We start from the raw sequence: 19,378 nt of genomic DNA, 5'->3' as shown, positions 1-19,378 counted from the left end.
CGGTGGAGGTGAGGGGGCGCGACGGGTCCGGGGCGCAGGTGCGTACGGCGTCGCGGTGGATGTCCGGGGGGCCCGGCATGCGGCTGCCCGGGAGGCCGACCGCGGCCGCGCCCCAGGCGAGCGCCTCGACCAGGGCCCGCTCGCCGCGGGCGCCGGCGGCCAGGAAGCCGGCCAGCATCGCGTCGCCGGCGCCGACCGAGCTGCGCGGCCCGGCCACCGCGGCCTCGCCGTACCAGATCCCGCCGTCCTCGACGAGCACGGCGCCGTCGGCCCCGAGGCTGGCCAGGACGGTACAGGCGCCGGCGGCGCGCAGCCTGCCCGCGGCCTCGGCCACGTCGCCGAGACAGCGGATCGCCATGCCGGTGGCGGCGGCCAGCTCCTCCAGGTTCGGCTTCACCAGGGCCGGGGCGGCGCCGAGCGCGCGGGCGAGCGCGGGGCCGCTGGTGTCGACCGCCACGTGGATCCCGGCCCCGGCGAAGCGGCGGCACAGCCGCGCGTAGACGTCGGCGGGCACCCTCGGCGGCAGGCTCCCGGAGGCGACGACCCAGTCGGCCTCGTGCGCGGCGGCCAGCACGGCGTCGGCGACGGTGTCGAGCTCGTCCGGCGACAGCGCGGTGCCCGGCTCGTTGATCTTGGTGATGGTGCCGTCGGGCTCGGCCAGCGTGACGTTGGACCGGGTCCGCCCCGCCACCGGGACGGTCACCATGTCCAGCCCCTCCAGGCCGAGCAGGTGCACGAGCTGGCGCCCCTCGTCGCCGCCGAACGGCACCACCGCCCGCGACGCCACGGCGTTGGCCAGCAGCGCCCGCGAGACGTTCACGCCCTTGCCGCCGGGGTCGAGCCGCGCCGCCGCCGCCCGGATGACGGCGCCCCGGGCCAGCCCGCCGATCTCGATGGTCCGGTCCAGGCTCGGGTTGAGCGTCAGCGTGAGGATCACCGCCGCCCCCTTCCGTGCCGCTCCGGCCCGCTCATGCCCGGACCACTTCCGGCCCCGCGGCCGACAGCTCGGCGGCGTGGGCCAGGTCGAGACCGGTGTCGGTGATCACCACGTCGATCTCCGCGAGCGTGGCGAACGACGCCAGGTAGGTGTTGGTGAACTTGGTGTGGTCGGCCAGCAGCACGCTGCGCTGGGCGGCGCCGATCATCGCCCGCTTGATCGCCGCCTCCGCCGGGTCCGGCGTGGTCAGCCCGCGCGCCGCCGAGCAGCCGTTCGTGGCCATGAACGCGACGTCCACGTGGAGCTGCGACAGCGGCCGCAGCGCCCAGTCGTCCACCGTGGCCAGCGTGCGGCCGCGGACCCGGCCGCCGAGCATGATGACGTTGAGGTTGGCGCGCGCGGCCAGCGCGGTGGCCAGCGGCGGCGAGTTGACGACCACGGTGAGCTCCCGGTCGGCGGGCAGCACGCCCACCAGGCGGCCGGTGGTGGTGCCGGCGTCGATGATGACCGACCCGTCCTCGGGCAGTTCGGCGAGGGCGGCCTTGGCGATGCGTTCCTTCTCGGCGGTCAGCACCTCGTCGCGGGCGGCCAGCGCGGGCTCGAACCCGAGCCGCTCCACCGGGATCGCGCCGCCGTGCACCCTGCGCAGCACGCCGGCCCGCTCCAGCGCGGTCAGGTCGCGGCGGATGGTCTCGGTCGTCACGTCGAGCTCGCCGGCCAGGGACACCACGTCGACGCGGCCGGCCGCGCGCGCCCTGCGGAGGATCTCCTGCTGCCGCTCCTCGGCGTACATGATGTGGGTTCACCACCGTTTCGGGTTGGTTTCCCCTTTGTTTATCTCCGTTTCTGTGGACGCGTCAAGACTCTGATAGGTATGTCGGATGCGTATGAAGCCGTGGGCCGCCGTGGCGGCAGCCGTACCACTCGCAGCAGGATGCGTCGCCGGGCCCTCGGCCGGGCCGGCGTCGGCGAGCAGCGCCCCCGGGACGCCGAGCGTCCCCGCGCCGGCCCGGCCGCATCAGGCCGCGCCGCCCAGGGTCCCGGCGGGCACCACGGCCTCGTGGCTGGTCTTCGACCGGAAGGCGGGCAAGGCGGTGGCGACCCGCTACGCGCACCGCAAGTTCCGCTCCGCCTCGGTGATCAAGATCCTGATGGCGATCGACTTCCTGGAGCGGCGCGAGGACGTCTCCCCGGCCGACGCCCGGCTGCTCAAGGTGATGCTGCGCCAGAGCGACGACGACGCCGCCTCCACGCTGTGGGACCGGGGCGGCAAGGGCGCGATCGTCACCCGGATGGCGCGCAAGCTGCGCCTGCCCGACACCACGCCGCCGCCCGCCACCCACCCCGGCTTCTGGGGCTACGTGTCGCTGAGCGTCCACGACATCGTGCGCACCTACCGCTACCTGCTCGACACCGCCGAGCCGCGCGTCCGCGACACCATACTCGGCCACCTGCGCAAGGCCGCGCCGTGCGGCAGCGACGGCTTCGACCAGACCTTCGGCATCCCGGACGCGGTGCCGCGGCCGTTCGCGGTCAAGCAGGGCTGGTCGGGGTTCGGCACCGTGCCGCCGGTCCGGTGCGACGCGCGGGCGCAGGGAGCCTCCATCTCGGCCGTCGCGCTGCGCTCGCGCGGCTCGGGCATCCCCGACCTCGGCAGGCCGGTGCTCCACACGACCGGCCTGGTGGGCAAGGACGAGCGCTACGTCATGGCGGTGCTGACCGCGCACCCCGCGGGCGCGACCTGGAGCAGCTCCGTCCGCCGCATCACGAACCTGGCCAAGGGGCTCTACCGCGGGCTCTCCTGAAAGCGCGGCCCCTGCGGGAAGAAGGTGAACATCCGCTCGCCCGGCCGCAGCGGCGTGGGAGGGCCGGCGTAGCGGTGCACGCCCACGCCGAACTCCGCCGTCTCCAGCGCGGCCCGGTCGAACCCGCTCTCCTCGAACCACCCGCAGATGGACGGCACCAGGTCGGGCTCGTGCGTGTGCCGGGTCCAGACGACCGTCGCCCCCGGCGCGCACAGCTGGGGCAGCGCGGAGATCGTCCGGCGGACGTCGGCGTCGCTGAGATTGCCGAACAGGCCGCAGGCGAGCACGAGGTCGGCCGGTACGGCGCCCGCGTAGGCGTCGGTGAGTGCCGCGTCTGCGCACACCACCTCCACCCCGGCAGGCGCCCGCTCCTCGGCCAGCCGCGCGTTGCGTTCGTCGAGCTCCACCAGCCGGGCCCGCACCCGGCCGCGCCGGGGATGGGCGGCCAGCACCGGCAGGAGGTCGCGGCCCTGGCCGGCGCAGAGGCTGACCACCCGCTCCGCGCCCGAGTCAAGGGCGGTGCGGATCGCGCGCTGAACCACGGCCAGGCGCCGCCTGAGGCCGGATCTCGGCCGGTCGTAGTCGTCGTGCCAGCTCACCCAGTCGCGTGTCATGATCCCGATAGTGATCAATCCGTGTCCGCCAGGCAATGACATTTCCGGATTTGGGGCCGTCTGCAATCCCGGCCGGGCAACGGACCTATTTCTGCGCTATCTCATTTACATAACTGAAAAATGCGGAAAAGTGCCCGGAGCGCAGGGCGGCCCTGGCAGCATGGGGCCGGTTCGTTGATCGGGGGATTTTCTTACTGGAGGCGTCCTCGTGAACGGTTCACCGCACCCGCGCGAGAACCATCGAAAATCGCTCGGCCGCACCCTGACGGCCGCCGCCGCCGCGCTCGCCGCACTCGCGGCGCTCGCCGGCCCGGCGCCGGCGTCCCCCGTGCAGCAGCGGGCCGCGGCGCAGGAGGAGAGCTTCTGGTCGCCGACCAGCGTCGTGCCGGTCAGGCTCGCCCGTGACCGCCGGCCGGTCGAGCTGGGCATGCGCTTCACCCCGTCGCGCACCGGGTCCGTCGTGGCCGTCCGCTTCTACAAGCACCGCCGCGCCGCCGCCGGCCACACCGCCGGCCTCTGGGACGCCGCCGGCAACCGGCTGGCCCGAGTGCCGTTCGGCGCCGAGACCGCCTCGGGCTGGCAGGAGGTGCGCCTGCCGCACCCCGTCACCCTGCGGGCCGGCCGGTCGTACGTGGTCTCCTACCACGCGCCCGACGGCCGTTACGCGGTCGCCCGGCATTACTTCCGCCGCTATCTCCCGGGCACCGAGTCGCTCGGCGTGACCGCCTGGAACGGCGCGTACGCCTACGGCGCGAGCGCGTTCCCGAGGCGGACGAGCGCCGGCCACAACTATCTCGTCGACGTGGTCTTCCGGCCGGGCGCCCCGGCACCCGGCCCGTCTCCCACCCGCACGGTCACCCCCACACAGTCACCCACCAAGTCACCCACGTCATCGCCGACCAGGTCGCCGACCGCGACGCCGACCGGAACCTCCACGGTCACGGCGAGCCCCACGCGGACCCCGACCGACCGGCCGACCGGCACGCCCGAGCCGACCAAGCCCGAGCCCACGAACCCCGGCCCCACCGAGCCCGGTCCCACCGAGCCGGGGCCGTCGACGCCCGGCCGTCCCGGCTGTGAGCTCCCCGCGCACCCGACGCCCGCCTGCACCGGCGTGCCCGACTCCCTGCGCCTGTCCACGATCAAGGGGGACTTCACCGCCGCCAAGCCCGGCCAGGTCCTCGACGGCGTGCACATCACCGGCGACCTGACCGTGGAGGCGTCCGGCGTCGTCATCAGGAACAGCCGCATCGACGGCCTGATCACCAACTGGAAGACGGGCGGCTCGTTCACCATCACCGACTCCACGGTCGGCCCGGAGAAGGGCTGCCGGATCTACCCGGCGGTCGGCGAGAAGAACTTCACCGCCACCCGCATCGAGGTGCGCGGCTTCGACGACGGCTTTCGCATGTCGGGCAAGAACGTCACGATCCGCGACTCGTACGTGAACCTGTGCGGCCCGCCGACGAGCCACTCCGACGGCATCCAGGCGTACTGCCCCGGCGGCATCGTCTGCAGCGGCCTGGTCTTCGACCACAACACGATCGACCAGCGCAACGCCCCCGAGCACTCCGACCCGGTCAACCTGGTCGACAAGAACCTGAGTGCCGTGACCGTGACCGACAACATGCTGGCGGGCGGCAACTACACGCTGTTCCTGCAGTGGCGTTCCGGGCCGAAGTGGAAGGTCTCCGGCAACAAGCTCGTCCACGACGCCTGGGACTTCGGCCCGGTCAGCTCGGCCGACACGTGCGAGAACATCGACTGGGGCCCCGGCAACGCGGTCGTCACCATCGACAAGAGCTACCGGATCACCAGGACGGTCCAGCACCTGCACGACTGCGTCGAGTAGGTCTCAGCGGTCAGTAGGAGCAGGTCTCCGAAGTCCAGGCGCAGGTCTCAGAAGTCCAGGCGCGGCGAGGCCGGGCCGAGCACCGCGGCGGCGGGCGTGATGCCCCAGGCGGTGCTCAGCTCGCCGCAGAGCACCTCGGTGAGCTTGCGTACGTCCTCGGCGGCCGTCGGGTGCAGGGCCTCGGCGACGATCAGGACGGAGGCCGTCGTGCCGCGCACGGCCGACAGGCCGCTCTGCCGGTTGGTCCAGCGCCGGGCGTGCGCGTGGCCGCCGCCGTCGGCGAAGATCACCTCGCCCGGCTCGGGGTGCTCGGCCTGGCCGGCGAGCGTGACGTACTCCTCCTCGCCCGAGGCGTGGCGGACCTCCAGGAATCCCTCGACCCGGGCCAGGTCGAACACCGCCACCGGGATCGCGAACGCCAGCGACACCGCGTTGCACAGGTCGATCAGCGGGTGGATGCGCGGCAGCGCCCCCTCCTTCTTGAACCGGCGCAGCAGCGACTCCGAGGCGCACCGGTACTGCGTCGGCTTGAGCCCCATGCGGGAGAAGGCGCGCCGCCACGCCCGGATCTCGGGCAGCTCGGACTCCGCGCCGCCGGCCAGCCGCTCGGCCGCGGCCGCGTGATGGGCGAGCAGCGGGCCGTCCACGACGGCGTCCGGGGTGATGCCCTCGGCCAGGATCGTGCCGGGGACCAGCTCCGGGAAGTCCCGCCAGATGGCGCTCTCGTGCTGAAAATGCATGAACGCATCATCTCAGGCGGTGTAGGCCGCGTAGACCTTCTTCGGCACCACCATCCGCCACGCCTCCACGACCAGCTCGCGCATCTCGGCGTCGTCGAGCTCGGCCATGCGCGCGCAGACCCAGTTGAAGCGCATGTCGGACTCCGGCGGCAGGAGGAACTTGGCGGGCTCGGCGGCGACCAGCGCGGCCCGCTCCTCCTTCGGGAAGGCGAAGCCCATCACCGTCTCGTCGCGCGAGAACGCCAGGTAGACGATGGCGCCCACGCGGAACTTGACCCGGTCTCTGATCAGGTGCTCCGACGACCTCGGGAGGGTCGCCGCGAGCCGCCGCACGTCCTCGACTGTGACCACGGACCCACGTTAGCGGTTGCCCTCCGCGGCCGAGATGTCGGCGAGCGCCGAGTTCGGGTCGCGCTCGACGGCCAGGTCGCCGATGCTGAGGATGCCGACGGCGCGGCCGTCCTCGACGACGGGCAGGCGGCGCACCGCGTGCGAGCGCATGAGCTGGACGGCCTGCTCGATGCTGGTGTCGGGGCCGATCGCCTCGATCTCGGACGAGCACGCCTCCTTGACCGGCGTCTGCGGGCTCTTGTCGTCGGCGACGAGCCGGACCGCGAGGTCGCGGTCGGTCACGATGCCCCGCATCCGGCCGTTCTCGTTGACGATGATCGCGCCCGTGTCGTTGTCGCGCATGAGCGCGGCGGCGGCGCTGGCCGGCTGGTCCCCTTCGATGCTGGCGGGGTGTGCGGTCATCACATCTGCCACGGTCTTGGCCATGGTGAGCTCCTTGTTCATCGGTGGAGCCCACCAGCTACCCGCTGTCCGCCCGGTAATCCTGCCCGAATGATGAGACGATCCTTCTTGAATGGCGAGACGAATGCTAGCCTTCCGGCAACGATCACGACCTGAGGAGTGCCCGATGGACGCCGTCTACACCCATGGTCATCACGAGTCGGTGCTGCGCTCCCACCGGTGGCGCACCGCCGCCAATTCGGCCGCCTACCTGCTGCCCCACCTGGAGCCGCACATGACGCTGCTCGACGTGGGCTCCGGTCCCGGCACCATCGCCGCCGACCTGGCCGGGCGGGTGTCCCGGGTGACCGTCTCGGAGGTGACGCCCGAGGCGCTGGCGCTGGCCGAGGCCGAGCTGCGGGCCAGGGGAGTGATCAACGCCGACTTCCGCGTGGCCGACGCGCACGCGCTCGACTTCCCCGACGACACCTTCTGCGTCGTCCACGCCCACCAGGTGCTGCAGCACGTCGGCGACCCGGTGCTGGCGCTGCGCGAGATGCGCCGGGTCGCCAAGCCGGGCGGCTACGTGGCGGCGCGCGACAGCGACTACACCGCCTTCGCCTGGTACCCGCTGCTGCCCGCGCTGCGGGATTGGATGGAGCTCTACCAGAAGCTGGCCCGCGCCAACGGCGGCGAGCCGGACGCCGGGCGGCGCCTGCTGTCGTGGGCCCGGGCCGCGGGCTTCACCGACGTCACCGCCACCGCCTCCACGTGGTGCTTCGCCACGCCGGACGACCGGGCCTGGTGGGGCGGCATGTGGGCCGAGCGGATCATGCGCTCGGCCATGGCCGCGCAGGCGCTCACCACCGGCGCGGCCACCGAGGACGACCTGCGCCGCATGTCCGGCGGCTGGCTGGAGTGGGCCGCCTCGGACGACGCCTGGCTCGCGATCACCCACGGCGAGATCCTGTGCCGCGTATGACCGCCGGCGCTCAGAGGCCCAGCGTGCCGGCCCGCTGCCACTGCGGGTCGCGGTAGAGCACCACGTCGGTGCCGTCGAGCAGCTCGTCCGGCGCCGACAGCATGGTGATCTCACCGGCCATCTGCATCTCCAGCAGCAGGTCGCGCACGCGCGGCCCCACCGGGAGCCGCCCGGCGGGAAGCCGGAGCCCGTCGCGGATCGTGTCGGCGATGTCCGACAGGCGGAACGGCCCGTCGAACCCCGACACCACGCCCCGCACCATCGTGATCGTGATGCGCTCCTCGGCCTCGGCGTGGGCCAGCTGCCAGGTCATCTGCTCGCGGCGGCCGCCCGTGCCGGCGCACGACGGGCAGCCGTGCGTCAGGCCCGGCGCCAGCTCCTCCTGGGCCGAGCCGAGGCAGGCCGTGCACAGCTGGTTCTCGGCGGCGTGCAACTCGGCGGCCATCCGCCCGGCGAGCGGCACGCCGCAGTCGCACGCGTAGGAGTCGCCGAGAATCGTGCCGGTCGGTGCGGAGATCGTGTGTTTCGTCATCCCGGACAACCCTACCGGCGCTCGGCCAGCCCGTGCAGGCGGCGCAGCGCCTTGCGGGCCGCGGCCGACACCCGGCCGTCCGGATGGTGGTCGATGAACACCCGCAGCACCGCCTCCGCACCGGGGTGGTCGGCCAGGGCCAGCAGCGCGACGGTGCCCGCCTGCTCCTCCGGGTCCAGGCCGAGCGCCACCGACTCGACGACCTCGTCCGCCTCGCCGCCGAACTCCAGCAGCGCCGCCGCCATGTCCACCAGCACCCAGGCGAGCTCGCCCGAGTCCGGCCGCCGGTCCTCGCGGCCCAGCCTGGCCGCGACCACCGCGCCCGTCCTGGGCTCGGCCAGCAGTGTCTCCAGGGCCCGGCGGCCGTCCTCGCCGAACCGGGTGGCGAGCAGCTCGATCCCGACGGCCCGGGCCAGCGGGCTCACCTCGCCGGCCACGGCGGCGAGCTCCGCCGCGGCGGCCGCCCGGTCGCGGCCCTTCAGCCAGCCGGCCAGCTCCTCCTCACGCTCCGGCTCCGGGTAGGAGCGCAGGCCGTGCAGCAGCGCGGCGGCGTCCCGCCCGGCCAGCGACCCCATGACCGGCACCTCCTGCCCGGTCACCTCCGCGATCAGCTGCCTGCCGGTCCACAGGCCGAGCGGCGTCAGCTCGTACGGCGCGGACCCCCGTACCAGGCCGAGCCGGGCGAGCGCGGCGGGCGGCTCACCGGCGGGCTCGCGCGCCAGGAACCGGCGCACCAGGTCCAGCAGCAGCCCCTCCTCGCCGCCGAGCAGGTCGCGGCAGGTCAGCGCCCACGCGCGCAGCACCTCCCCGGGGTCGCCGCCGCCCGGGGCGCCGGGCACGGCGGCGGCCAGCTCCCCGTCGGACGGCAGCCGGATGCGCGGCTGGAGCGGCAGCGTGTCATCGTAGGAGGCCATCGACCCATCCTGTCCGATCTTCTGGGGGATCATCCATGCTCTTCCGCTCCACCACCGAGGGCGATCTCGGCCGCCTGCTCGCGTGCGTCGTCGACGAGCCCGTGAGCTGGGCCGACCCGGACCGGCTGCGGGCCTTCCTCGCTGATGGACACTACCGGTATGACCGCATCTGGGTGGCCGAGCGTGACGGCGAGATCCTGGCCCGCGCCGTGTGGTGGGGATTCCCCACCGGCGGGCCGGAAGCGCTCGACTGCGTCTGGGTGCACCCGTCCGTGCCCGACCGGGTCGCGCTGGCCGGCGAACTGCTGAGCCGCGCCCACGAGGCGTTCGGCGCCAAGCCCGCCTACCACGTGTTCGTGCCGGCCGGGTGGCGCGACTACCCGGCCGTCACCGCCGCACTCGGCTGGCGGTGGGAGGCCGGTGGCCGCGCCGGGCTGACCGACGAGCTCGAACGCCTCCGCTACGCGTGGAAGCCCGGCGTGCCGGTGCCCGGGCCGTCGGGCCGGCTGGAGTTCCGCGAGGAGCCGGACGACGAGGCGTTCGCCGAGGCGTTCCGGCTGGTCGTCGAGGGCAGCCTCGACCACCACACCCGCCAGTCGCTGCTCGTCAAGGACGCCGCGGCCGTCGCCCGCGAGGACCTCGACGCCTACCTGCAGATGCCGGGGGAGCGGTCCTGGTGGCGGCTGGCGTACACGCCGGACGGGGAGCTGGCCGGGTTCGCGCTGCCGTCGGCCAACCAGGCGGGGCCCGTCGTCGGCTACCTCGGCGTCCTGCCCGCCCACCGGGGGCACGGCTACGCCGCCGACCTGCTGGCCGAGATCACCCGCTCGCACGCCGCGCGCGGCGCCGGGCGGATCGCCGCCGACACCGACGCCGGCAACGTCCCCATGGCCAGGACGTTCGAACGGGCCGGCTACGAGCTGTTCGCCGTGCGGCTCGTCCTGTCGGCGGCCCCCGCGGACGTGTGATGCGCGGCCATCGCCACGACCGGCACCCTTGACCGCATGAACTGGGACATCGACCACCTCGACCTCGAGGCGTACCTCACCCGGATCGGCCACGACGGCCCCCGCGACGCCACCCCGGAGACGCTTCGGGCGGTGCACCGCGCGCACGTGACCGCCATCCCGTTCGAGAACCTCGACGCCGTACTCGGCAAAGGCGTCCCCATCGACCTGAAGTCCGTCCAGGACAAGCTCGTCGGGGGGCGGCGCGGCGGCTACTGCCATGAGCACAACCTGCTGCTCGCCGCCGCGCTCGAACGGCTCGGCTTCGCCGTGACGCGCCACCTGGCCAGGATCCGGCTCGGCCGCCCGCACCTGCCCCGCTCGCACGCCGTCCTGACCGTCGGGGCGGGCGGGGCCCGCTGGCTCGCCGACGCCGGGTTCGGCGGCGACGGGCTGGTGGAGCCGCTCCCGTTCGCCGACGGCGCGCACGCCGAGCTGGGGGAGTGGCGGTGGCGGCTGAGCCTCGACGACGGCTTCTGGGTGCTGCACGCGGGCTCCGCCGAGCTGTACGCCTTCCGCGAGGACGAGCCGCACTACCCGGCCGACTTCGAGATGGCCAACCACTACGTGGCCACCCATCCGCGCTCGCCGTTCGTCAGCCACGTGCTCGCCCAGCGGACGATCGCCTCCCCGGACGGCCACGCCCGCGTACGCGCCGGGGACCTCGGCGCCGCCACCGCCCGGGAGCTCGCCGACGGGCTCCGTGACTGGATCGGCATCACCGTCACCGAGCAGGACGCGGAGCTGCTTCTCGGCAGGCTCACCGCTTGACCTTCGCGGGCGAGCCCACGGCGGATCGGCTTGGCGAAGGCGCGCGGCCTCCCCTCGCGTGCTCGCCGGTGGGAGGCGGTTGGCGTTCGCGGCCGTGTCCGGGGGGACTGACCCGCGCGAACACCTCCCGCGACCCACCCCATCACCGGACGCCCCACGGGGCAGGCCGCCGGGCGCCGGTTCAGCGGGACAGGCGGGTGCGTACCACCAGGTCGTGCAGGGCGCGGTGGGCGGTCGCGGCCTCGGGGAGTCGCGTGGCCGTCGCGGCCTCCTCCAGCTCCGCCGTCAGCCGCGCCACGTCCGCCTCCGCCGAGGGGACCCGCGGCGCGGCGCCGTGCTCGGCCTCCCGCTTGGCGGCGACCAGGTCCGGCAGGTAGCCGGGCACGTACGCGTACAGCCTGGTCAGGTCCGCCTCCAGGACGCCGGTCCGCATGAGGTGGAGCCCGGTGGCGAGCACCCGGAACGTGTAGAGCAGCGGCTTCAGCTCACCGGTCTTCCCGAACAGCCGCCACTGCGTCCGCGCGAACCCCAGGTAGTGGTGCGCGTGGTGCCGCGTCACACAGCCGGGCGCGAGCGCGGCGAGTTCCTCGTGCACCGGCGACGACACCACGACCAGCGGCGACAGCAACTGCTCCAGGACGTAGCCGTTGCGCCCCAGCAGCAGCCGGCAGAACTTGGCCAGGTCGTGCGTCACCAGGTCCACCTCGACGCCGTCGCGCGTCCACATCCGGTCGAGCGTCTCGGGCCCGGTGGTCAGGCCCACGACCTCCTCGACGGGCAGCACGTGCGCGCCGCGCAGGTCCACGTCGGAGTCGGCCGAGGGGAACCCGTACAGGTGCGCGCCGCTCACCGTCGCGAACGTCAGCGGGTGCGGCTGCTCGCCGGGGATCTCCGCCAGCCAGCCGGGCAGCTTCACAGGTGCTCCTTCCGCACGTCCATCAGAAACGCCTCCACCGCCGCCCGGTCCGGCTTCCCGGGCAGTACGGACTCCGTGACGGCCAGCTCGGCGGCCAGTTCGGCACGCCAGGCGGTCACCCGCTCCCACGGCAGCTCGCCGCGCCGGACCGCCAGCAGCCGGTCCCGGTGGGCGCCCACCTCGACCAGCGGTTCGCCGTGCCGCATCAGGTGCAGGCCGCTGATCAGCAGCCGGATCATGTGCATCGCCTGCTTCCACTTCGGCGCCGCCGGGTCCAGGCGGCGGAACTGGGCGTCGGCGTAGCCGGCGAACGTCTCGTGGGCGCGCCGCGACACGAACGCGCCCCGCAGTTCGCGCAGCCGCCGCCCCTCGGGGGTGGCCACCTCGACGATCGGCGACCACAGGCACTCCAGCACCGTCGGGTTCGCGTCCAGCGCCAGCCGGCAGAACCGCTCCACCTCCCACGAGAACTGCTCGGGCAGCGGCCCGTCGCGGTGCGTCGCCGGTTTGTCCAGCCGCCAGAACTCGGCCGTCGGCGCCACGAACACGCCCCGCCGGTCGGTGTCGGACGCGGCGGTCTCCAGCCCGTACGCCCGCGAGCCCGTCACGACGGAGAGAATCAGGTCATCGTTCACCCGGCCACCATGCCAGCCCCCGGCGGCAGGCCGCCCGGCGGCCCGCGGCAGGCCGCCCGGCGGCCCGCGGCGGCGGGAGGGAAGGGGACGGGCGCCCTTGTTCTCGATCTCTCCGGCCCTCGGCGCCGAAGGGCTTGCACAGCCGGGAACCGCCTGGTCTGATCGGGAAGTGCGTGGTTATGAGGCTGCCTATCGGCAGAGCATCGAGGAGCCCGGGGAGTTCTGGCGCGAGGCGGCGCGCGCGATCGACTGGGACGTGCCGCCCGCGAGCGTCGCCGCCGACGGCGGGTGGTTCGCCGGCGGGCGGCTCAACACCTGTCACAACGCCGTCGACCGCCATGTGGCCGCCGGCCGGGGCGGTCAGGACGCGCTGATCCACGACAGCCCCGTCACCGGGACCGTGCGCCGCTACACCTACGACGAGCTGCTCGGGCAGGTGGCGAAGACGGCGGGGATGCTGCGGGAGCTCGGCGTGCGGCCGGGCGACACTGTGGTGATCTACATGCCGATGGTGCCGGAGGCCGTGTTCGCGATGCTGGCCTGCGCCCGGATCGGGGCGGTGCACTCGGTGGTGTTCGGCGGTTTCGCCGCCAGCGAGCTGGCCGTGCGGATCGACCACGCCAGGCCCAGGGTGGTGCTGTCGGCCTCGTGCGGCATCGAGCCGTCGCGGACCGTCGCGTACAAGCCGCTGCTCGACGCGGCGCTGCGGGAGGCGTCGCACCGCCCGGCCCGCTGCGTGATCCTGCAGCGGCCGCAGTGCCGGGCGGAGCTGACCGAGGGGCGTGACCTCGACTGGGAGCCGGCGGTGGCGGCGGCGGAGCCGGCCGGGTGTGTGAGCGTGGCGGCGACCGACCCGCTGTACGTCCTCTACACCTCGGGCACCACCGGCATGCCCAAGGGCGTGGTGCGCGACAACGGCGGGCACGCGGTGGCGCTGCACTGGAGCATGTCGCACGTGTACGGGGCCGCGCCGGGGGAGGTCTACTGGGCGGCGTCCGACGTGGGGTGGGTGGTCGGGCACTCCTACATCGTGTACGGGCCGCTGCTGGCGGGGTGCACGAGCGTGCTGTACGAGGGCAAGCCCGTGGGCACGCCGGACCCGGGGGCGTTCTGGCGGGTGGCGTCCGCGTACGGGGTGCGGACGCTGTTCACGGCCCCGACGGCGATCCGCGCCATCAAAAAGGAAGACCCATCCGGGGATTTCGCCAAAAAGTGGGACTTGTCGGCACTTCGCTACCTCTTCCTCGCCGGTGAACGCCTCGACCCCGACACCTACCACTGTGCCGGCGACCTGCTCGGCATCCCGGTGATCGACCACTGGTGGCAGACCGAGACCGGCTGGCCGGTGGCCGCCAACTGCGTCGGCATCGAGGAGCTGCCCATCAAGCCGGGCTCGCCCACCAAGCCCGTCCCCGGCTACGACGTGCGCATCCTCGACGAGGAGGGCCGCGAGTGCCCGCCCGGCGTCGAGGGCGCGGTCACCGTACGCCTCCCGCTCCCGCCCGGCTGCCTGCCCACCCTCTACCGCGACGACGCCCGATTCGCCGAGTCGTACCTGACCCGCTACCCCGGCCACTACCTGACCGGCGACGGCGGCTACCTGGACGAGGACGGTTACCTGTACGTGATGGGCCGCATCGACGACGTGATCAACGTCGCCGGGCACCGGCTGTCCACCGGGGCCATGGAGGAGGTCGTCGCGGCCCACCCCGACGTGGCGGAGTGCGCGGTGATCGGCGTGGCCGACGAGCTGAAGGGCGAGCTGCCGGTCGGCTTCGTGGTGCTCAAGGCGGGCGCCGCGCGCGATCCGGCCGAGGTCGAGCGCGAGCTGGTGGCGATGGTGCGCGACCGGATCGGCCCGGTGGCGGCCTTCCGCACGGCCGTGGTCGTGGCCCGGCTGCCCAAGACCCGCTCCGGCAAGATCCTGCGCGGCACCATGCGTGACATCGCGGCCGGGCGTGACTACCGGGTGCCGTCGACGATCGAGGATCCGGCCGCGCTGACGGAGATCGCCGAGGCTGTCACCGGACGGTGATTTTCCCAATAAATCACCACGAAAAGCGTCATGATAGGACTTCTCACGCTCTTCGGAGACGCGCATGACGGACATCCTCAGCTACGCCGACGCCCTGAAGATTCTCGGCTGCGAGCAGGGCCGGCTCGTCAAGCTCGTCGACCTCGCCTCGACCGTGTCGCTGACCGGCTGGGCGCTGGCCGGCGGAGCGCGGCTGCCGATGGGCCTGCTCGACCTGCGCGCCGACGTGGTCCGCTACACCGAGGACGTGGTCCGCCGGATGAGCGGCCGCGGCGGTCACCGGTTCGACCGGACCCAGCGGCTGGCCGCGGCGCACGCGGTGATCGTGGTGTCGGCGTACTTCGAGGCGCTGGGCGAGGCGCGGCTGCCGATCGGGCTGGAGTCGCTCGACCACTCCGGCCACCCCGGCAGCGGGCCCGCCGAGCGGTTCGCGGCCCTGGTGGAGAGCCTGCTGCTGACCAGGCTGCCGATGCCCGAGCCGCACCGCCCGTACGAGGAGACCCGGCAGGCCGTCCAGCACGTCTACCGGCGGATGTCCGACGCCTTCACCGCCTACGCGCGCGGACTGCCCGTGTGGGAGAAGCTCCCGGCGGGCGACCGCACCCGGCTGCCGATCCTGCTCGCCGACGGCCCCGCCGCGCAGGCGCTGCGCATCTACGACGAGGACTTCCGGCTGCTCAGCCGGGACAACCCCGAGTTCGGCATGTGGAGCCTGGTCACCGCGACGCCGCCGCTCGGCGCGGGCCTGTCGCGGGTGGCGCGGCTGCTGGCCGAGCTGGCCCCGCCGCGGGTGGGCGACCGGCCGATGATCCACCTGGTGCGGCTCGCCGCCACCGCCCTGGACCAGCCGCTCATGGCGGGCGGCACCGCCCCCGAGGACGTCACGCTGCCGCTGCTCGGCGAGGGCTACATCAGCCCCCGCTGCCGGGTCGCGGAGATGACCCGCGAGGCCACGCCCGCAACGCGCAGCTGGTGGAACGACCGCCGCCGGCTGCCGGACGCCGAGGCGTTCCTGGTCGGCCACCTCACCTCGCTCGGCGCCACCCAGGCGCCCCTGGTCGTGCTCGGCGAGCCGGGCGCGGGCAAGACCAAGCTGGCCGAGGTGCTCGCCGCCCGGCTGGCCGGGTCGGAGTTCCTGCCGATCAGGGTCGAGCTGCGCCACGTCGTCGCCGAGTCCACCGTCATCTCCCAGATCGACCAGGGCCTGCGCAACGTGCTCGGCGAGGAGGTGCGCTTCGAGGAACTGGTCGACGCGGCCGGCGGGGCGCTGCCGGTCGTCATGCTCGACGGGTTCGACGAGCTGATCTCCAGCCGCCACGACTACCTGGAGCAGATCCAGGAGTTCCAGGCCGGGCAGTACCGGGTGGGCCGGCCCGTCGCGGTGATCGTGACCGGCCGCACCGTGCTCGCCGGCCAGGTCAGGTTCCCCGAGGGCGTGCTGGCGCTGCAGCTCCAGCCGTTCGAGGAGGACCAGGTGCGGCGCTGGCTGGACATCTGGGACCAGACCAACCGGGCGCTGCTGGCCCGGCACGACCGGGTGCCGCTGGCCGCCGACGCGGCGCTCGCCCACGGCGAGCTCGCCACCCAGCCGCTGCTCCTGCTGCTGCTCGCGATGCACGACGCCACCGGCGACCCGGTGCGGCCGGACGGCACCGGCATCGGCCGCGCCCAGCTGTACGAGTCGCTCATCCGCGACTTCGCCCAGCGCGAGGTGGCCAAGGACGCGGCGGCCGGCGGGCTGCCCCCGGCCCGCCAGCGCGCCCTGGTCGACCGGGAGCTGGTGCAGCTCGGCGTGGTGGCGCTGTCGATGTTCGCGCGCGGGCGGCCGGTGGCGGCGGAGGCGGCGCTGGACGCCGACCTGGCGGCGGTGTGCGGGCAGGCGCGCCGCGACGCCGGAGGCACCGTCAACTGGGCCCGCCGGGCCACGCGGCGCTTCTTCTTCGTGCACCGCACCGAGCCCGGCGACCGGGTGCCGCGCTACGAGTTCCTGCACGCCACGTTCGGCGAGTTCCTCGTCGGCTGGCTGGCCGTGTACGCGGTGCGCGAGCTGGTGCGGCGGCACGACCTGATGGAGAGCGAGCTGGCCGCCGCCCCCGCCCAGGACATCGACGACGACCTGCTCTACGCCGTCGCCTCGTTCTCCTGCCTGGCCGAGCGCGGGCCGGCGATCGGCTTCGCGGTCGAGCTGATGACCGCGCTGCCCGCCGACGTCCGCGCCCGCGCGGCCGGCCTGCTCGCCGCGCTGCTGCGCGAGTCGCTGCACGATCGGCGCCGGCGCTCCTTCACCGCCTTCGAGCCCGTGCGCCATCCCGTCACGCGGCGGCTGGCCGCCTACTCGGCCAACCTCACGCTGTTGCACACGGCCGCCGCGGGGGAGCCGGTCCGCGTGTCGGACCTGCTGGGCGACGGCGACCACCTGGCCCGGTGGACGTCGTACGCGCATCTGTGGCGCAGCCAGCTCGGCGAGGACGGCTGGAGCGGCCTGCTGGCCGCGCTGCCCGCGCAGCGGGTGTCGGCGGGCGGCGAGCGCGACGTGCTGCTGGCCGCCCTGGCCGAGCCGCCCGCGGCTGAGGGACTGAGCTGGTGGTTCGACCACCGGATGCGGCAGCGGGCCGCCGTGCTGCGGCACCGCACCCGGGCCTTCGCCGAGCGCCCCTACCTGCTCAGCCTCGACACCGACCTGCTGGCCGACCTGCTGGCCGACGACGCCGACCTGCCGCTCGTGCTGCGGCCGTCGGGTCAGGTGGTCAGCGCCACCCACCTGGTGCAGGAGCTGCTGACCGGCGGCCCGGCGGACCCGGGGGAGCGCGTCGCCCTCTACCTGGACGCGATCGGCGCCGTCACCGCCGCGAACATCTCCGGCGGCGGCCGGTTACTCGGCCTGATCGCGCACGCGGTCACGCTGGACGGCGGCACGCTGCCGTTCGCCGAGCGCGGCCGCATCCTCAGCGAGCTGCTGCACGGCGGCGCCGAGCACGCCCTGCTCCGCCCGCTCGTCGAGTCGATGATCGCCGAGCGGTTCGAGAGCTGGGAGAGTCTCGTCCAGGCGGGCATCCCGGAGGACGTGCTCCGCAAGATCCACAGCCCCTAGGCGACCGGCAGCTCGACCGTGATGGTCAGCCCGCCCTCCTCGCGGGGCCGGGCGACGACCGTGCCGCCGTGCGCCTCGGCGATCACCCGGACGATCGACAGGCCCAGCCCGCTGCCCCGCTCGGAGCGCAGCCGGTCGCCGTGCAGCCGCCGGAACGGCTCGAAGATCGTCTCGATCTCGTACGGCGGCACCTGCAGCCCGGTGTTGGCCACGACCAGCTCCACCCGCTCGGCCCGCTGCCGTGTCGTCACCCACACCTCGCCCTTGGGGTGGTTGTGCCGGATCGCGTTCTCCACCAGGTTCTGCACCAGCCGCTCCACCAGCACCGCCTCGCCCGCGGTCGGCGCCGCGTCGAGCAGCCGGTGGATCGTCACCTCCCGCTCCAGCGCCTCGGCGGCCGCCTGGTCGAGCACGTGCTCGGCCACGTCCGTCAGGTCGAACGGCCGCCGGTCCAGCACCGCCTGCTCGCCCTCGGTCAGCGCCAGCAGGCCGTCGATGAGCCGCTCGTGCCGGGTGTTGACCAGCAGCAGCGACTCGCCGAGCCGTTTGACGTCGTCGGTCGCGTCCGGCCGACGCACCGCCACGTCCACCAGCGTCCGGTTGATCGTCAGCGGCGTGCGCAGCTCGTGCGAGGCGTTGGCGACGAAGCGGCGCTGCCCGTCGAAGGAGCGGGCCAGGCGGCCGAGCATGGTGTCGAAGATGTCGGTCAGCTCCCCGACCTCGTCGCGCGGCCCCTGCCAGCCGATGCGCTCGGTCAGGTCGTGGCTCTGCGCGACCCGCCGGGCGGTCTCGGTGGCGTGCCTGACCGGGCGCAGCGCCCAGCCGGCGGCCCGCCAGCCGAGCGCGGCCGCCACGCCCGTGCCGGCCAGCAGGACGAGCGCGCCGACGGTGCGCACGTTGGCCAGCGTGTCGCGCTCGTAGACGGCGCGGACGTGCATGACCCGGTCCCGGGTGAACTCGTAGACGGGGGTGTAGCGGCCGGCCGCCCCGGCGTCGGTCTCGACGTAGGCCGGGGTGATGAGGCCGGACCGGTAGCCGAGGCTCCGCTGCACCACGACGTACACGCCCGCCAGCACGAGCCCGCCCGCCACGAGGAACACCCCGGCGCAGGCCAGGGCGAAACGGATGCGGACGCTCATGGGATGCGATACCCCGCTCCCGGCACGGTCTCGATGACCTGCGGCTGGCCGAGCTTCTTGCGCAGCTTCATCATCGTGGTCCGCACGGTGTTGGTGAACGGGTCGATGTGCTCGTCCCACACCTTCTCCAGCAGCTCCTCCGCCGACACCACGGCCCCCCGCGCGCGCAGCAGCTCGGCCAGCACGCCGAACTCCTTGCGCGCCAGCGGCACGTACCGGCCCTCGCGGAACACCTGCCGGTGCGCCCAGTCCAGCCGCACCCCGGCCCGCTCCAGCATCGGCGGATCGGCCCGCCTGGCCCGGCGCCCCAGCGCGTGCACCCGCGCCAGCAGTTCCTCGAACGCGAACGGCTTCGGCAGGTAGTCGTCGGCCCCCAGCGACAGCCCCGCAACCCTGGAGCGCACGTCGGAGGCGGCCGTCAGCATGAGCACCCGGACCAGCCAGCCGCGCTCCACCACGGCCGAGCACACCTCGTCGCCGTGCCTGCCCGGCAGGTCCCGGTCCAGGATCAGCACGTCGTAGTCGTGGACGCCCAGGCGCTCCAGCGCCGCCTCCCCGTCGTAGGCGACGTCCACGGCGAGCGCCTCGTCCCGCAGGCCCTCCGCGATCGAGTCGGCGAGCATCCGCTCGTCCTCGGCGATCAAGACACGCACCATGCCCCCATAGATCCTTAAGT

At 73.9% G+C, this 19,378-nt stretch carries 19 protein-coding genes; 7 read left to right on the top strand and 12 right to left on the bottom strand.

Going from position 1 to position 19,378, the window contains the following annotated elements; translation table 11 throughout:
• Both ADY59_RS17515 and ADY59_RS17510 read right to left on the bottom strand, forming a co-directional pair.
• Positions 1-937, bottom strand: a 937-nt coding sequence (locus ADY59_RS17515; protein ID WP_049563391.1) for a 1-phosphofructokinase family hexose kinase, incomplete at its 3' end; no start/stop codon positions are given.
• 31 nt (positions 938-968) lie between these two features.
• Entirely contained in the window at positions 969-1,730 is a 762-nt protein-coding gene (locus tag ADY59_RS17510) for a DeoR/GlpR family DNA-binding transcription regulator (protein WP_049563389.1), read from the bottom strand.
• Between the two features lie 88 nt (positions 1,731-1,818).
• Between ADY59_RS17510 and ADY59_RS17505 the strand changes: the two genes are divergently transcribed.
• Positions 1,819-2,742: a hypothetical protein gene (locus ADY59_RS17505; RefSeq protein ID WP_049563387.1), complete on the top strand. Its 924-nt coding sequence runs from the start codon at positions 1,819-1,821 to the stop codon at positions 2,740-2,742.
• Here ADY59_RS17505 and ADY59_RS17500 read toward each other — a convergent pair.
• Positions 2,724-3,356: a class I SAM-dependent methyltransferase gene (locus ADY59_RS17500; RefSeq protein ID WP_049563385.1), complete on the bottom strand. Its 633-nt coding sequence runs from the start codon at positions 3,354-3,356 to the stop codon at positions 2,724-2,726. The two genes, ADY59_RS17505 and ADY59_RS17500, sit on opposite strands and share 19 nt — an antisense overlap.
• A 208-nt stretch (positions 3,357-3,564) precedes the next feature.
• On the opposite strand from ADY59_RS17500, the gene ADY59_RS17495 reads away from it, so the two are divergent.
• Positions 3,565-5,208: a DUF4082 domain-containing protein gene (locus ADY59_RS17495; protein WP_049563384.1), complete on the top strand. Its 1,644-nt coding sequence runs from the start codon at positions 3,565-3,567 to the stop codon at positions 5,206-5,208.
• A gap of 47 nt (positions 5,209-5,255) precedes the next feature.
• Here the strand turns inward: ADY59_RS17495 and ADY59_RS17490 are convergent, their stop codons facing one another.
• The 3 genes from ADY59_RS17490 to ADY59_RS17480 are packed head-to-tail and all read right to left on the bottom strand — an operon-like array spanning position 5,256 to position 6,725.
• Positions 5,256-5,948, bottom strand: coding sequence for a B3/B4 domain-containing protein (locus tag ADY59_RS17490; RefSeq protein WP_049563382.1), 693 nt, complete (start codon positions 5,946-5,948; stop codon positions 5,256-5,258).
• A 12-nt stretch (positions 5,949-5,960) separates the two neighbouring features.
• Entirely contained in the window at positions 5,961-6,299 is a 339-nt protein-coding gene (locus ADY59_RS17485; RefSeq protein WP_049563380.1) for an MmcQ/YjbR family DNA-binding protein, read from the bottom strand.
• Between the two features lie 9 nt (positions 6,300-6,308).
• Positions 6,309-6,725, bottom strand: a complete 417-nt coding sequence (locus tag ADY59_RS17480; RefSeq protein WP_049563406.1) for a CBS domain-containing protein — start codon at positions 6,723-6,725, stop codon at positions 6,309-6,311.
• Between the two features lie 142 nt (positions 6,726-6,867).
• Between ADY59_RS17480 and ADY59_RS17475 the strand changes: the two genes are divergently transcribed.
• Complete coding sequence (locus ADY59_RS17475; protein WP_049563379.1) at positions 6,868-7,662, top strand: class I SAM-dependent methyltransferase; 795 nt, start codon at positions 6,868-6,870, stop codon at positions 7,660-7,662.
• 10 nt (positions 7,663-7,672) lie between these two features.
• On the opposite strand, the gene ADY59_RS17470 is transcribed toward ADY59_RS17475, so the two are convergent.
• Complete coding sequence (locus ADY59_RS17470; RefSeq protein ID WP_049563377.1) at positions 7,673-8,194, bottom strand: hypothetical protein; 522 nt, start codon at positions 8,192-8,194, stop codon at positions 7,673-7,675.
• A gap of 11 nt (positions 8,195-8,205) precedes the next feature.
• A complete protein-coding gene (locus ADY59_RS17465; RefSeq protein ID WP_049563376.1) occupies positions 8,206-9,108 on the bottom strand; it encodes a hypothetical protein in 903 nt (300 codons plus the stop codon).
• Between the two features lie 35 nt (positions 9,109-9,143).
• On the opposite strand from ADY59_RS17465, the gene ADY59_RS17460 reads away from it, so the two are divergent.
• Complete coding sequence (locus ADY59_RS17460) at positions 9,144-10,076, top strand: GNAT family N-acetyltransferase (protein ID WP_049563374.1); 933 nt, start codon at positions 9,144-9,146, stop codon at positions 10,074-10,076.
• A 36-nt stretch (positions 10,077-10,112) separates the two neighbouring features.
• Positions 10,113-10,886: an arylamine N-acetyltransferase family protein gene (locus tag ADY59_RS17455; RefSeq protein WP_053174849.1), complete on the top strand. Its 774-nt coding sequence runs from the start codon at positions 10,113-10,115 to the stop codon at positions 10,884-10,886.
• 181 nt (positions 10,887-11,067) lie between these two features.
• Here ADY59_RS17455 and ADY59_RS17450 read toward each other — a convergent pair whose 3' ends face one another.
• The gene (locus tag ADY59_RS17450; protein ID WP_049563372.1) at positions 11,068-11,802 is read right to left on the bottom strand and encodes a nucleotidyltransferase domain-containing protein; all 735 of its coding nucleotides are present in this window, start codon (positions 11,800-11,802) and stop codon (positions 11,068-11,070) included.
• On the bottom strand, positions 11,799-12,437 hold the full coding sequence (locus ADY59_RS17445; protein ID WP_049563370.1) for a nucleotidyltransferase domain-containing protein: 639 nt from the start codon (positions 12,435-12,437) through the stop codon (positions 11,799-11,801). The genes ADY59_RS17450 and ADY59_RS17445 overlap by 4 nt, the downstream gene beginning before the upstream one ends.
• Positions 12,438-12,606: 169 nt before the next feature.
• On the opposite strand from ADY59_RS17445, the gene ADY59_RS17440 reads away from it, so the two are divergent.
• Positions 12,607-14,472: a propionyl-CoA synthetase gene (locus ADY59_RS17440; protein WP_049563368.1), complete on the top strand. Its 1,866-nt coding sequence runs from the start codon at positions 12,607-12,609 to the stop codon at positions 14,470-14,472.
• Positions 14,473-14,536: 64 nt separating this feature from the next.
• Positions 14,537-17,563, top strand: a complete 3,027-nt coding sequence (locus tag ADY59_RS17435) for an NACHT domain-containing protein (protein WP_049563366.1) — start codon at positions 14,537-14,539, stop codon at positions 17,561-17,563.
• Here ADY59_RS17435 and ADY59_RS17430 read toward each other — a convergent pair.
• Both ADY59_RS17430 and ADY59_RS17425 read right to left on the bottom strand, forming a co-directional pair.
• On the bottom strand, positions 17,560-18,702 hold the full coding sequence (locus ADY59_RS17430; protein WP_049563364.1) for a sensor histidine kinase: 1,143 nt from the start codon (positions 18,700-18,702) through the stop codon (positions 17,560-17,562). The two genes, ADY59_RS17435 and ADY59_RS17430, sit on opposite strands and share 4 nt — an antisense overlap.
• On the bottom strand, positions 18,699-19,355 hold the full coding sequence (locus ADY59_RS17425) for a response regulator transcription factor (RefSeq protein ID WP_156325557.1): 657 nt from the start codon (positions 19,353-19,355) through the stop codon (positions 18,699-18,701). Before ADY59_RS17425 ends, ADY59_RS17430 begins: the two co-directional genes overlap by 4 nt.
• Positions 19,356-19,378: the final 23 nt, after the last annotated feature.

The organism is Nonomuraea sp. SBT364, assembly GCF_001083785.1.
Lineage (GTDB): Bacteria > Actinomycetota > Actinomycetes > Streptosporangiales > Streptosporangiaceae > Nonomuraea.
Note: the sequence above shows the minus strand (reverse complement) of the source record. Positions and strands in the feature narration are given on the sequence as shown.

Bases quoted from the DNA above. Each gene is read 5' to 3' on its own strand.
- ADY59_RS17510 (WP_049563389.1), bottom strand. From the start codon at position 1,730: ATGTACGCCGAGGAGCGGCAGCAGGAGATCCTCCGCAGGGCGCGCGCG.
- ADY59_RS17505 (WP_049563387.1), top strand. From the start codon at position 1,819: ATGCGTATGAAGCCGTGGGCCGCCGTGGCGGCAGCCGTACCACTCGCA.
- ADY59_RS17500 (WP_049563385.1), bottom strand. From the start codon at position 3,356: ATGACACGCGACTGGGTGAGCTGGCACGACGACTACGACCGGCCGAGA.
- ADY59_RS17490 (WP_049563382.1), bottom strand. From the start codon at position 5,948: ATGCATTTTCAGCACGAGAGCGCCATCTGGCGGGACTTCCCGGAGCTG.
- ADY59_RS17480 (WP_049563406.1), bottom strand. From the start codon at position 6,725: ATGGCCAAGACCGTGGCAGATGTGATGACCGCACACCCCGCCAGCATC.
- ADY59_RS17475 (WP_049563379.1), top strand. From the start codon at position 6,868: ATGGACGCCGTCTACACCCATGGTCATCACGAGTCGGTGCTGCGCTCC.
- ADY59_RS17470 (WP_049563377.1), bottom strand. From the start codon at position 8,194: ATGACGAAACACACGATCTCCGCACCGACCGGCACGATTCTCGGCGAC.
- ADY59_RS17465 (WP_049563376.1), bottom strand. From the start codon at position 9,108: ATGGCCTCCTACGATGACACGCTGCCGCTCCAGCCGCGCATCCGGCTG.
- ADY59_RS17460 (WP_049563374.1), top strand. From the start codon at position 9,144: ATGCTCTTCCGCTCCACCACCGAGGGCGATCTCGGCCGCCTGCTCGCG.
- ADY59_RS17455 (WP_053174849.1), top strand. From the start codon at position 10,113: ATGAACTGGGACATCGACCACCTCGACCTCGAGGCGTACCTCACCCGG.
- ADY59_RS17435 (WP_049563366.1), top strand. From the start codon at position 14,537: ATGACGGACATCCTCAGCTACGCCGACGCCCTGAAGATTCTCGGCTGC.
- ADY59_RS17430 (WP_049563364.1), bottom strand. From the start codon at position 18,702: ATGAGCGTCCGCATCCGTTTCGCCCTGGCCTGCGCCGGGGTGTTCCTC.